10 protein-coding genes are annotated in these 13,174 nt (G+C 52.8%); 4 read left to right on the top strand and 6 right to left on the bottom strand.

Going from position 1 to position 13,174, the window contains the following annotated elements:
- Positions 1-64: 64 nt before the first annotated feature.
- The 3 genes from EYR88_RS05765 to EYR88_RS05775 all read right to left on the bottom strand — a co-directional run bounded on the left by EYR88_RS05765 (position 65) and on the right by EYR88_RS05775 (position 4,232).
- Entirely contained in the window at positions 65-1,741 is a 1,677-nt protein-coding gene (locus EYR88_RS05765) for an ABC transporter substrate-binding protein (protein ID WP_131088732.1), read from the bottom strand.
- 44 nt (positions 1,742-1,785) lie between these two features.
- A complete protein-coding gene (locus tag EYR88_RS05770; RefSeq protein ID WP_131088733.1) occupies positions 1,786-2,811 on the bottom strand; it encodes a LacI family DNA-binding transcriptional regulator in 1,026 nt (341 codons plus the stop codon).
- 392 nt (positions 2,812-3,203) lie between these two features.
- On the bottom strand, positions 3,204-4,232 hold the full coding sequence (locus EYR88_RS05775) for a LacI family DNA-binding transcriptional regulator (protein WP_131088734.1): 1,029 nt from the start codon (positions 4,230-4,232) through the stop codon (positions 3,204-3,206).
- Positions 4,233-4,354: 122 nt separating this feature from the next.
- On the opposite strand from EYR88_RS05775, the gene EYR88_RS05780 reads away from it, so the two are divergent.
- From EYR88_RS05780 to EYR88_RS05790, 3 genes are read left to right on the top strand one after another with little or no spacing between them, the layout of a single operon-like run.
- Positions 4,355-5,827 carry a glycoside hydrolase family 32 protein gene (locus tag EYR88_RS05780; protein WP_242632467.1) on the top strand — a complete coding sequence of 491 codons (1,473 nt, stop codon included), beginning with the start codon at positions 4,355-4,357 and terminating at the stop codon, positions 5,825-5,827.
- The gene (locus tag EYR88_RS05785; protein ID WP_131088736.1) at positions 5,824-6,729 is read left to right on the top strand and encodes a carbohydrate kinase; all 906 of its coding nucleotides are present in this window, start codon (positions 5,824-5,826) and stop codon (positions 6,727-6,729) included. Before EYR88_RS05780 ends, EYR88_RS05785 begins: the two co-directional genes overlap by 4 nt.
- A 38-nt stretch (positions 6,730-6,767) precedes the next feature.
- A complete protein-coding gene (locus EYR88_RS05790; protein WP_131088737.1) occupies positions 6,768-8,063 on the top strand; it encodes an MFS transporter in 1,296 nt (431 codons plus the stop codon).
- Between the two features lie 258 nt (positions 8,064-8,321).
- Here the strand turns inward: EYR88_RS05790 and EYR88_RS05795 are convergent, their stop codons facing one another.
- The 3 genes from EYR88_RS05795 to EYR88_RS05805 all read right to left on the bottom strand — a co-directional run bounded on the left by EYR88_RS05795 (position 8,322) and on the right by EYR88_RS05805 (position 11,859).
- Complete coding sequence (locus EYR88_RS05795) at positions 8,322-8,918, bottom strand: hypothetical protein (protein WP_131088738.1); 597 nt, start codon at positions 8,916-8,918, stop codon at positions 8,322-8,324.
- 47 nt (positions 8,919-8,965) lie between these two features.
- Entirely contained in the window at positions 8,966-10,138 is a 1,173-nt protein-coding gene (locus tag EYR88_RS05800; RefSeq protein WP_131088739.1) for a hypothetical protein, read from the bottom strand.
- An 881-nt stretch (positions 10,139-11,019) separates the two neighbouring features.
- Positions 11,020-11,859 carry a hypothetical protein gene (locus EYR88_RS05805; protein ID WP_131088740.1) on the bottom strand — a complete coding sequence of 280 codons (840 nt, stop codon included), beginning with the start codon at positions 11,857-11,859 and terminating at the stop codon, positions 11,020-11,022.
- A gap of 284 nt (positions 11,860-12,143) precedes the next feature.
- On the opposite strand from EYR88_RS05805, the gene EYR88_RS05810 reads away from it, so the two are divergent.
- A complete protein-coding gene (locus EYR88_RS05810; protein WP_131088741.1) occupies positions 12,144-12,728 on the top strand; it encodes a hypothetical protein in 585 nt (194 codons plus the stop codon).
- Positions 12,729-13,174: the final 446 nt, after the last annotated feature.

Below are 13,174 nucleotides of genomic sequence, written 5' to 3' on the forward strand. Positions count from 1 at the left end.
CCTTGACTAAGGATCGCAACGTAGTGGGCGGATAGAATCCGCCCACTACGGAAGGGAATTGTTGCTAGTTCGCTGGCTCTAGGCTGGTGAGCACCAAAACAGTGGTTGGTGCGCGATTGCTCAGGGTTGCGTAAGGGTTTTCTTCGGTTGGCCAACCAACGAAGTTCTCGGTGGTGTAGGCGCCCCACTCTGGGCCGGCAAATAGCGGTACTACTGGTGCCAGTTCGCTGTAGCGTGCCTGCAGGTCATTAACAATCTGCTTCTGTTCACCTTCATCGCTGGTAGCAACAAAGTTGTTCAGCAGCTCATCTGCCTTCTTGTCGCTGAAGCGGTGGTAGTTATCAAAGGTCTGCTTGCCTACAGGCTTCACGTTCTGGCTACCCATGAGGTTCAGGTAGTACTGGTACGGGGTCGGTGCGTTGGCGGTCCACACGATGCCGGTATCAAATTCACCGGTCTCATATCCTGCCGTGACCGAAGCCCAGTCAGGAGAATCAACGGTGGCCTTGACGCCCACGTCCTGGAGGTTCTGCGCAATGATGTTTGCTACTGACAGCCAGTCGGTTGAGCTTGAGCCCACCGAGATATCAAAAGCGAATGGCTTGCCATCTGGGGTGGTGCGCTGACCCTTAGCGTTTTCCTTGTAGCCAGCTTCATCAAGAAGCTTCTTGGCACCTTCAACATCGCGCTTGGTCCAGTCGCACTTCTCCACTACCGAGGCATCACGCCACTTGTCGTAGTTGCCGGACAGACCGGTGCAGTCGGCAGGCTTGGCGTAGCCGGACATACCGACCTTGGTAACCTGGTCGCGGTCAACAGCCATGCTCAGTGCTTTACGCACACGAACATCCGAGAAATCTTCCTTGGTGGTGTTCAGCTGCCAGTTGATTTCTGAACCGGTGGTTGGGAACCAGAAGTGACGGTGCTCAGGATCCTTATCCACGTAAGTGGACTGGATATCTGGCATGTAGGTCTGGGTCCAGTCAACGTCACCGGAGATAGCGGCCAAGTTGGCACCATCGTTTCCGGCGAAGGCCAGCATGCGGATGCCACCAAGCTTCTGCTTGTCTGCTTGCCAGTAGTTCGGGTTCTTGCCCAACTCGAAGGACTGTGCCTGGAAGTTGGCCACCTCGGTGTAAGGACCGGTGCCTACAGGCTTCGGGTTCTCTTCATTGCCTGGCTTCTTAAACTTGGACCAGATATGGGCCGGGACAATAACCTGCTGGCCCAGTTCATAGAGGGCCGGGGTGTACGCCTTGCTGAAGATGAATTCTACGGTGGAATCATCCGGAGTCTTGATTGACTTCAGGTAGTCATATCCGCCAAGAATCTTCTTCTGCAGTTCTACCGAAAGCTTGACGTCCTTAGAAGTCAGCTTGGTGCCATCAGAGAACTTAACGTCATCTCGAAGGTTGAAGGTCAGTGACTTTCCGTCTTTACCAACTACCCAATCTGTGGCTAGCCAAGGCACAGTGTCGCCGCCTGCTGGGTTGTAAACCAGCATGGATTCATAGATGGACTGACCGGTCATTGGCGCAGCATTTGGTGAGAATGGGTTGAAGTTTCGGGAGAAAGTTCCCATATCTTCACGCGGAATGGTGAGGAACGCAGCGCTTGCTGATCCGTTGCTTCCTTCAGTCCCGCCAGGATTAGATGCGACGCATCCGCTCAAGGCGAGTGCACCGACTACGGCGGTCGCTGCCGCGGCGAGGTGCGCCCGGCGTAGGTATTTGATTATCATTGAAGTTCCTCATCCATTCATGTGATGTGTAGCGGAGGGGAAGCTCATCTTTGGCCGTGCAAGGCCACAGATGAACGAATGCGTGGAGGGCAGCCGATGGTAATTTGGCGATTCTCAATCGGTGAGCCCTCTACCATTTGGTTTAGTAGTGATACTCCAGCCAAGCCCATTTCTTCAAAGGGCAAAGCGATGGTTGTCAGTTTTGGTCGCATATGCGGAGCCAGAATTTCTTGATCATCAAAGCCGACGATTGAAATGTCTTCTCCCACACGCAAACCGAGTTCTTTGATTGCGTCATAGGCGCCCATGGCGATCCGGTCATTTCCGCAGAAAATAGCGGAGGGCGGATCAGGTTGGCTTAGTAACGTTTGTGTCCCGTGATATCCGCTGTCTGCCGTACCGTCACCGGGGACGATTTTTGAATCGTCTTGTTCTATCCCATGTTCACGCAGAGCCTGCTTCATACCGGTTTGGCGCCCGATTTGTGCAGGGATTCCTGTGGCAACGGTGATGTGCCCAATGTTGGTGTGTCCGGCGTTAGCGAGAATTTCAGCGGCGACATAACCGCCTCCGATTTCATCCGGGACAACTGACGGAAATTCTCCATCAGCGTCAAAGCAATTAACCAGAACACACGGAACTGCTCTTGCGTTGGCCGGCACTGTTATTTCTCGGTGCCAGGTGGTTGCAATGATCAGTCCGCCGACTTGTTGTTCAAGTAGCTTCTCCACCGCACGGTGATCCATTCCCGGTTCCGCGTCGCTTGGTGCAACGAGGAGAAAATTGCCGTCTTCCCATGCTGCCTGCTGTGCTCCTTTGATCACGTCAGTAGCAAAGGGAGAGGTGGCGATTTCGGTAACCAGACCGAACCATGAGCTGCGTTTGCTGGCCAGGGTCCGTGCGGCTGCGTTGGGGCGGTAGCCCAGGTCGCGTGCCGCCTGGTTGATTCTTTCTCTTGTGGATTCGGGGATGCTCGATTCCATCCGACCATTGAGTACAAATGACACCGTTGTTCGGCTGACTCCGGCCGCTTTGGCGACATCGGCCATGGTGACGGATTGCTGAGACATGTCCCCTCCTCCCCTTTGAGATCAGTGCGTTTTCTGCCATGTAAACGATTTGCTAACACGATTCAGTAACGCGCGTTACTACGCTGAGAAATAAGGTAACCCACATCACTTATGAGTGTCAAGGCGGAAAGTTCGAATGGTCGGCTTTTCCTTGATTCCTGCGGATTTGGGCGCACAAAGTCAGGACATCACTGCTGGAAAATGCGCCGCTTTGTGAAGCCAGCGCAGGTCAAAGCCAACTAGTGACAGCTAGGGGCAGCTGGCCTAGGACCTGAAGGTACGTCGCTGCACGGACTGAGCGTCGCGCGAAGGCGCCAAAGGCACTAGTCAGAAATTGCGGAATCGTAAGAAAATTTCTTGATTCACTCGCAAGTGGCGTTGAGATACTTGCGTCAGTTGCTCTTCATTGAGTCGCGCTCGATGAGCGGCATATCAATTTCATGCTCAACGGGTTCCAGCTTCCCGTCGAGAAGCAGTCCAACAGCCATCGCTCCCATTTCTTCATACGGAAGACGGATTGAGCTCAGCTGCGGGCGCAGATAGGTAGCGATGATCTCATCATCAAAGGAAAGTACAGAGAGGTCCGTTCCCGGTGCCAGGCCCTTTTCGGCGAGCGCTTGAAAGACGCCCATGGCCACACGGTCGTTGGCGCAGATAATGGCGTCTGGCTTATAGCCCTCGGCCAGCATTCGCGTGGTGGCTTCGTACCCATCCGTGGGGTTCCAGTCTTCCAGCACCCAGTGGCCTAGAACCTCTAGTTCTGATTCCACCAAGGCCTGACGCATGGACCCGAAACGCCGAGTGATGCTGGGATAGATCCGTGGATTTTTTTCGGCATTTTTCAGTTCACCGATCACGGCGACGCTTTGAGCTCCGGATTCAATGACTCGTTGCACGGCCTTGGCCCCGGACTCTCTCTCATTGGGAAGCACCGAGGTACATGGACTCTCGTCTATTCCGTTTACCAGAACGGTGGGAAGTTCAGTCCGAGGAATCTTCAGATCACGTTGACGAGAATCCATGAATCCAAGAATCAGTCCGTCAACATCTCGGTGAGTCATCTGCGTTATAGCCTCAGCCATTTGCTCGGGCTTGCCAAAGGTCTCAGCGATGAGCACTGTGTGGTCGCGGCTTTCGGCTTCACGCAGGATGCCCGTGATCATTTCTGAGGCGAAGCGGGTGACGGTAACTTGATCAGAAATGAATCCCAGCGTGCGTGTCTTGCCGCTTCGCAGGGATTGAGCGGCAGCGTTAGGGCGGTAACCCAACTCTGTTGCGACAGCGCGGACCCGTTCGGTGGCTTCGGCTGACAGTCGTGTTCCTGGTTTTTTATTCAGGATCATGCTGACCGCTGCCTTGGACATTCCCGAGGCTTCTGCCACGTCAGCTAGTGTTACCCGCTTTACTTTGTGCGTTTCCACGTTTCCTTCTTGCCACCGTTGACATGCAATTATTCGAGCCTAGCCTATTGCAGGGATCACATCACACTGCTAGAGTTTTGTGCTAAATGCATTTAGCACTCTCTTATTGAAGGATGGCAGCGTTGCCCGAAACCCAGCAGGTCGCGGTGAAGCGACCACAGCTACACTTCACAGCAAAGAAAAACTGGATCAATGATCCCAACGGTTTGTTCTTTGATGGAAAGCAATATCACCTGTACTTCCAGCACAACCCCAATGGTGTTGGCCACGGCTACATGTCCTGGGGACATGCCGTAAGCACTGACCTAGTGAACTGGGAAGAACTCCCCATTGCCATCCTGCATGGCGACGTTGCTGACATCTTCTCCGGCTCCATCGTGGTGGACCATGACAACACCAGTGGCTTCGGCGACGGAACCATTCCGCCGGTTATTGCCATCTACACCGCAGCAGCCAAGGACGAGACCAATCAGTCTCAAGCCATTGCCTACTCGCTGGATGGTGGCGCGACTTTCACCAAGTACGCACAGAACCCAGTCATTGACCGCGGTTCCAAAGACTTCCGCGACCCTAAGGTCTCCCGCTACGAATCCGCTGAAGGCTCCTACTGGGTCTTAGTTGCTGTAGAAGCGATTGAACGTCGCGTAGTGATCTACCGTTCCGAGAATCTGATTGATTGGACTGAGCTCTCCAGCTTCGGGCCAAAGGCAGCAGTCACTGGTATCTGGGAATGCCCGGATTTGTTCCAGCTTCCAGTTTCGGGAACTGACCAGCTCAAGTGGGTCCTTATTGTTTCACTGAACCCAGGCGGCATTGCTGGCGGTTCAGGTACCCAATACTTTGTTGGCGAATTTGACGGCACTACCTTCACCCCGGATCAAGACGTAGCCGCTGTAGAGGGACTGGACTTTGAAGCACTAAGCGCCGCCAAATGGTTGGACTTCGGCCGTGACTTCTACGCCGGCGTCAGCTTCCACGGACTGCCAGTTGATCAGCAGACTCTGATTGCTTGGATGAGCAACTGGGATTATGCCCGTGATCTTCCTAATGATGGATGGCGCGGTTCGATGAGTACCGCTCGCACCCTGGACTTGGTCAAGGACGCTGAAGGTAACTTCGAGATCCGTCAGCAGATCCTTGGACTGCCAGTCACCGATGTTGTTTCTCAGTCAGTAACCGGCGCAGAGACTCGCATTGAGTTGGGTTCCCCGGCTCTGCTTGAACTGCACCTTGCAGGCAACGTCAGTGAATCAGCAAAGTTGTCGCTCTACCGGACTGACGAGAGCCTGATCAGTGAAATTACTGTCGAGTCTGCCGTGCTGACCCATGATCGTACCGCGGGCCTAGTTGATCATGAACTCTACGCATCAACGCAGCGCATGCCACTGCCAGCAGGGCTGGCTGAAATCACGGTCCAGGTTCTGCTAGATCACGGTTCCATTGAAATCCTTGCTGCAGATGGACTTCGCTCGCTGACCGATCAGCTCACCGGTGAAGCTGCACCAGCCTATGGCGTACTGAAATTAGCCGGCGGAACCAATGCCTCGGTTGCCGTACTGCCGCTGGAAGAAATTGAAGCAGGTACCAACGCATGAGCCTGATTACCGTTCTTGGTGAATCACTTGTTGATGTTGTTGGCGAAACTGCACATCCAGGTGGATCTCCACTCAACGTTGCTGTTGGCCTGTCCCGTCTTGGGCGCAAGGTTCAGTTCCACACCGAATTTGGTCAGGACACCTATGGTGAGCAAATTGCTGAACATCTGAGCAATTCAGGTGTCCAGGTTGCACCGGGTTCAGTCACGGAACGTTCCACCTCGGTAGCTCAGGTAGAGATGGATGAGCACTCCAACGCTCATTACACTTTTGATATCCACCAGCAGATTCCTGCGGTGGACGCGGATACACAGACCACCTTGCTGCACACCGGCTCCATCGCCGCATGGATTGAACCATCCGGGCAGTGCATTGTGGACGCATTTGAAAATGCATCTGCAGATTCCTTGCGCAGCTATGACCCGAACCTACGTCCGGATCTTGTAGAAGACCGCGAAGCTGCACTAGAGCGTATTGAGCTGCTCATCAGCCTCAGCCACGTAGTGAAGCTCAGTGACGTGGATGGCCAGTGGCTTTACCCAGACTTAGAAGCGTGGGAAGTACTAGAACACGTAGCTAGCCTTGGTCCAGCACTAGCTGTCATGACGCAGGGTGGCGACGGGTGCCTGGCACTTGCTGCTGGCAAGCGTTACGACGTGGAGGCCTGCCCCACCAATCTCAAGGACACCATCGGTGCCGGAGATGCTTTTATGTCCGGACTACTCTATGGAGTCCTTTCACTTCCAGATCCTGTCACGGCACTTCGTGACGGAACCGAACTGAAATCCGAAGACATTGAACAAGCTTTGCGTGGTGCACTTACTTCTGCTGCACTGACAGTGGCACAGGCCGGAGCAAATCCTCCATGGCTTGAAGACTTCACTAACGCACTCACTCACTAATTTCGCTTTACATGCACACGAAAGAAACCAGGGCAAAGATGGCTGGCTTTACAACTTCTCTACGAAATCCGACATACCTCCAAAGTTCCTTCTCGATGCTGTTGTTCTTTGCATCCTGGGGTATCTGGTGGTCCTTCTTCCAAATCTGGCTCACCAGTGAAACGACCGGCCTAGCACTGACCGGTGCACAGGTCGGTACCGTCTACTCGGTGAACTCGCTGGCCACTTTGGTCCTCATGTTTGCTTATGGAGCTATCCAAGACCGCCTGGGTGTTAAGAAACATCTGGCCGTCGTGCTGGCTGCAGTGACCGCGCTGGTTGGCCCATTCGTTACATGGGTCTACCAGCCACTGTTGCAGAGCAACTTCATGACCGGTGTCATCCTCGGCGCCATTGTGCTCTCCATTGGCTTCCTTGCTGGTGTGGGTCTGTTTGAAGCTTTGACCGAACGCTACAGCCGTCGTTTCGGTTTTGAATACGGACAGGCGCGTATGTGGGGTTCCTTCGGTTACGCCGTAGTTGCCTTGGCCGCCGGCTTCCTGTTCACCATCAACCCAATGCTGAACTTCTGGATTGGTTCCGTACTTGGACTGGTACACCTAGCATTGTTGCTGTTTTCGCGTGCCAAGGGTGAGCCGGTACCTAAGCGTCCGGTTGAGGGAATCATGTCCCCTGCTTCCACGCCTTCATTCCGTGAAATGCTTGGCCTGTTCCGTTTGCCTAGCTTGTGGCTGATCATCATCTTCGTGATGCTCTCATGGACTTTCTACACCGTCTTTGATCAGCAGATGTTCCCAGAGTTCTACACCGGACTCTTTGATGATCCTGCTACCGGTCAGCGCGTTTACGGAATCTTGAACTCAGTGCAGGTCTTCTTTGAAGCTGCCATGCTGGGTATCGTCCCAATCATCATGCGCCGCGTAGGTGTACGTGCTTCCCTGCTCATGGGTGTCGCCATTATGTTCGTTCGTATCTTGGGCTGTGCCCTGGTGGATGATCCGCTGTTGGTCTCGGCCATCAAGATGTTGCACGCAATCGAAACTCCGCTGTTCATCCTGCCGGTGTTCCGTTACTTCACCTTGCACTTCAACCCAGCACTGTCAGCCACCCTGTACATGGTTGGCTTCCAGGTCTCGGCACAGATTGGTAACGTCGTTCTGTCCACCCCACTGGGCGCACTGCACGACCGCGTAGGCAACGAGCAGACTTTCATCACCATTGCCATTGTGGTGCTGCTAGCCGGCGTCTACGGATTCTTTGCACTAAAGAAGGATGATCAACAAGTTGATGGTGACCCGTTCCTGCGTCACTCAAAGACTGCGGTTGATGCGTAACTGAAAGTAACTCCATGCGGGGTGGGTTGTTGTCGGATTCGACAACAACCCACCCCGCTTCGTTTGTACAACGCGACCGTTTGCTACAAAGGATCGGCCTGAGGAGCAGGTCAAGCCAGGGTGGAAATCCCCGCGCAACGTCTGTTCCCCTTTTGCGGCACCATCCGAAACGTTCTAAACGTAGAGGTACCCAATGGACTTCTCCAACCCATCACCGCGATACAAGATGAATTGCACCCGCGACCCCTCACGCCTGATTCACTCCGAGGGCGCTATGGAGTAGTTCTGGCCCGCCTCTGCATCGTTGATAAACGGGCGCAGAAGATCTGAGTCGAAAACTTTGTTTCTGTCCTTATGGCCTAAGTCTTCTCTAATTGCTTTGAGCAGATCGGCTGTGATTTTGAGGAACTCATTTTCCCGAAACGGTTTCTCGCTAACGCTCATAAGCCTGTATCGGAAATGGTTCCAAGCGTTCAGGACAGGGCCCGATCCCCACACGATCACCTGCGGGCTAAAATCGAGCATCTTTTGAAAGTGTTCGTCCCTCTTCCCTGCGTCACCCTTAGCCGTCAGCATGCCGGTGAGTGAGCGAACGAGGCTTTCATACACTTCCGTACGGCGGGCAAGCTGAGCGCGTTCCTTTTCTAGCTTCCGGTTCCAGTACCCGGTCAAGGATTGGGTTAAAAAAATACCCAAGACTCCGACAAGAGAGACAAAGATAGCCGCTTTGGGGGCATCCAATGTCTTGACCACATCCGCAAGCCAAAGCAGGAGCAGGACCACTACGCCCACAGCTAACAGAATTACGAGTACTCCCATAACCAAAGCCCAGACCGGCTGCTTCGAAGATTTCATCTCCCCACCCTCGCCTTTCGACAAATAATTCGATCACCAGAGTGCGACTAGGTGATGTTGTTTTCTTCCTTGTGCTTTCTCATTATGAGGTTAGCCAGCTGCCAAGATGTGAGCCTTGCCAATGCATCAATCTCTAACTTGTAAGGTTCGTATTCATATTTCTGAACAAAATATTCAGTCTCGCAAGAACGGCATTGCCATTCAGGCAACGGTTCCGACGGTAAAACACATCCGGCGATAACGACGTCATCACTGGGAAGGCCGGCAGGTTCGCCCCACAACATAGTTCGAGGGTTACGTTCCCCGCATTCAGGGCACGCCGGTTTAGAAAAGGCGCTGACCTTGACAAAATCAGTTTGGTGTATCAATACGTGGCAATCGACGCAGACTAGCTTCGTATCATCAACATGATCTTGAATCTCCAGCACAAGATTATCGGACCCTGGCCGCGATATGTGAGCCTCCAAATTGGAGATCCCCCGGCGTCCACAAGATTGGCATTCTGCTTCTTCACAAAAGTCAGCCTGAAGCATTGAAATAGCCAAGATCGCGTCATCTGCGGCATTCGATACTCCTGCATCGCAATCGCCTGCGGCCAGAATAATTGGGGCCGGTGAGACCACAAGTTCCGAAATAACGCCCATAACTTGGTCCACGATGGATGGCCTGAGGTTTTGAGTGCGTCGAGGAAGTTTCGCGCCCAATCTTTGTTCGACTTCCAGCACAGAGATCGGATTCGAGAACATTTCTAAGAGTTCTATCTCGGCAGCTCCGTCGACCACTCCACTGACCACTTCCAGGCCCAAGATTAACGGTGGAGCGGAATTAGCAGCGGTCAGAACGAGGGTATCCGGTTCCAAAGTTTGGGGAAGGTCCAATTCGTAGGTTTGCTCGGCAGTTGCCAATGAATTCGCTGTCGCACAAACGTCCTTCTCCCAACACCAAAGGATTGGCTTGCCCGCATGTCTGTTGAAGTCATTAGGCGAGGACGACGCGAACGGCCGGCGAAGCGGATAGTCCTTCCGTGAGGCAGATTGCGATTGCTGTTGCAGATCCTGAAGATCAAGCAAGTCCTCGATCAATTCACTTCGGGTCTTGAATTCCAAAGAACTCTGACTCGTGTTCGGCAAAAGACTCAGATAGTGGCCAATGATCTGTTTGCGGTCCATTCGATCCAGCACGGGGTCGTATCCATGCAACCGCCTTGTTCTTTCAAGCATCGAATCTCCTTCTACCTAGTGACCCTCAAGCATTTCGTCACAATCCGGTGGCGACGCTAAAGCTCTGTTTGCTTCGGTCAGTGCAACAGGAAGAACACGCTACGACCGTTGGAGCCGTTTTCTCCGAACGACTACTTCACTCACCGTAGTGACCGTGCGCTTCATTGATGACAGCTTAAGCGCGCGGGCGGACAAGATAGCCGTCGATCGCCTAAACGCACCGTACGATGACACCGGCGATTCGTTTCGTGGTTTGGAATCGTTCTTTCTCAGCGATCGGCTGCGCAATTGCTTTCCGCTGATGCGTCCGGAAAACAGAGTCTCCAGCTAGGGCCGACACGCGTGAAGATGCTGTTCCCAAGGGCTGATTTTCCGAGTCCAGCCATGCTCATCGGTGTCCTCGACTGCATGTCGGCAGATCATCCAATCTGAGTCACGGCAGTCACCATGCTTCGCGCCAGTTAAACGCGGCTGTTCGTCCTTTCGGTGTTCTGTTACTTCACCCTTCAATTCAACCCAGCGCTGTCGGCAACCCCGTACATGGTTGTCTTCCTGGTAGCGGCACAGATTGGCAACGACTTCCCATCCACTCCCCTAAGATGCAGTTCATGACCGCACGGATTCCCGGAAGACCTTCAACACCATTTCGACCGTCGTACTGTTCGCTGATGTTACGGATTCTTTGCGCTGAAGAGAGATGAACAGCAAGTTGATTTGGATCCGTTCTTACGGCGCGCAGGAAGAACATCCTCCGCCTAAAATCAGGTTGCATAATCAAGGATGCGAGATGCTACCAACCTACTTGCGACGGACCGCAGCAGCCTGCGACTGACTTGGTGACTATATACGTAAGTCCCTGGGCAGTAGCCAACGACGCTGGTTCAGCCCTCCTCGGGGTCTGCCAAGTAGCTGTCCAGAACTTTCATCGAGTACTTGTAGGTTGTAGTAGCCGCCGTCTTGTGTCCAAGCGTGACTCCGAAAAGAGCAAGGACCTGCAGAAGGATTGGAGATGCGACCACTCCATATACGGCAATGCTCACAAACGAGAGGTACACAACGACTGCGAGGTATCGGGCAATTTGTCGCCTTTGTTTGAAGGTGAGCGTTACTAGGTATGAGGAATTGGCGAGCTGAACAGCGACATGTGCGTGACTGTCCAGAAAATCATTTGCCGTCGCCTCAATTTCCGTTCCACGGCATTGCCGATCAAACTCTTCAGCGTTTTCGATGATGTCTTTGAGGACATCTCTCTGTCCGGCGAGAACCGCGCTGCTAGCACCATTCGTTTCAACATTCACCAATTTGCCGAGTCCCAGCGGATCAGCGTTAGTTTGGGAGGCGAAGGCAGAGATTTCATCTACAACACTGGATAATCGCACTGACTGCCAGGAGCTTAGGCCAGTGCCGATGGTTCTTAGCTTCGGAGTAGCAATTATTGACTGGCTGCTCATTGTTTCGCTTAGGATTTCCTCAGCTGCAACCATTCCCAGACCTTGGCCAAGCACTTGCAACGACGAGGGCCTCGTGTTTAGGACATTCTCGTAGGGCGACCAGTGGACGACCTTTAATGAATCGGCGACAAGTGACTTCATGTTGTTGAGCTGGTCCTTCAAGGGATTGGCAGCGTCAATCAGGCCTACGATACCAACGGTGTCTAGCCGTGATGCAGCGCGCGCGTGGTTCATCAGCCGAGAAGCAGAACCATTCGTGATCGACGACATCGTTGAAGTCATAGAATCGACCACTGAACGCGTCATCGCATCGGCTGCATTTCTCGTCGAAAGTAACCCGGAGCCTGCATCAATGAAATCCCGAGCCCGGCTTCTTTGAAGTACTTTTGAATTGGTGTCGTTATCAAGAATCCCCATACCCCAAGCCTAGTTGGTCACATGGACGCTTTTAGGTTTGCTCACCGAAAGTAGGCCCTGCGTACTAATCCCCTGAACTACTACGTTGCCAACCTCGATTCGTGGCCTTACTCTCATGAAATCAGTCAACAAGATGAGTGGCTGTACTTCATTGGGGGATGGAAATGCGCCGGACGTTACTTTTACTTTTTGGGGCCTTTTTCCTTACGGGATGCGCTGCAAGCACGGACACCTCACCAATTCTTACTTCTCCCACCGCACCGACTGCCTCAACATCGATATCCACGACACCGAGCAGTGATTTAGAAGAAGAACAAATCGAAGATTTTGCTATTGCGCTCCAAGGCGTCAAGAACGATCTAGAGGATCAATTGACCGAGTGGGAGGATAATGAATGCTCTGGTATTTCAATCATGTATCGAGAAGATATTGTCTGTCACCTTCACGTTCTTAGCCTCAAGACTCAAGGATCAATTACTGCGCACGCAACTAAGGGACTCACGAAATCAAGTCACCCGGACTACATCGGTGAACCTCCTTCATCTATCAAGGAATACTTAGCGAACATTGTCACGTTAGGTGAGGAAGTCGAAAGCGTTGGACAAACTTTCACAGATGGTAGTTGTGGAAGTAAGAACGAGTGCGTCAACGCGATTGATTCAATGATTGAGTCCATCAAGTTAACGATCGCTGAAATCGAAAAAGTTGAATTGAGATCTTGATAAAGTCCCATTTGACCTCTTGAGATATCTAATTTCGACGTCGACTTGCCTACATCTGAACCATGAACGATCAAGCTTTATAGGTTTCGAATTGACTGTTTCCCTGACTGGTTGTCATAGGTCGTTCAGGCATTGATGTTCAGTAAGATGGCGACAATAAGCAGGTTCGGTTCATTAGTTTTCCAACTGTACGAGCTGCTGGTATCTACTAACCGTATTCAGCACTGCCCGGAAGTACATAACGATTCTCTTCGCTTCGTGGACAAGCGATCTGAAGACTTGGATTACTACCGAACGATTCGCTGTCAGATCCAGCAGCCACCAACAAATCAAACTGGTACGGGCCTTCGGAGATGGTGTGTTTACTCGAAACGATTCAGCGCGGCCAGCAGCTACAATGCTCACTTCTCGCCGGCAGTGCCCGGGCGTTGTTCCACGCGTGACAT

The organism is Arthrobacter sp. S41 (assembly GCF_004320535.1).
GTDB lineage: Bacteria > Actinomycetota > Actinomycetes > Actinomycetales > Micrococcaceae > Glutamicibacter.

Coding starts and splice junctions, on each gene's coding strand:
- EYR88_RS05770 (WP_131088733.1), bottom strand. CDS start 2,811: ATGTCTCAGCAATCCGTCACCATGGCCGATGTCGCCAAAGCGGCCGGA.
- EYR88_RS05795 (WP_131088738.1), bottom strand. CDS start 8,918: ATGAAATCTTCGAAGCAGCCGGTCTGGGCTTTGGTTATGGGAGTACTC.
- EYR88_RS05800 (WP_131088739.1), bottom strand. CDS start 10,138: ATGCTTGAAAGAACAAGGCGGTTGCATGGATACGACCCCGTGCTGGAT.
- EYR88_RS05765 (WP_131088732.1), bottom strand. CDS start 1,741: ATGATAATCAAATACCTACGCCGGGCGCACCTCGCCGCGGCAGCGACC.
- EYR88_RS05790 (WP_131088737.1), top strand. CDS start 6,768: ATGGCTGGCTTTACAACTTCTCTACGAAATCCGACATACCTCCAAAGT.
- EYR88_RS05805 (WP_131088740.1), bottom strand. CDS start 11,859: ATGTCGTCGATCACGAATGGTTCTGCTTCTCGGCTGATGAACCACGCG.
- EYR88_RS05785 (WP_131088736.1), top strand. CDS start 5,824: ATGAGCCTGATTACCGTTCTTGGTGAATCACTTGTTGATGTTGTTGGC.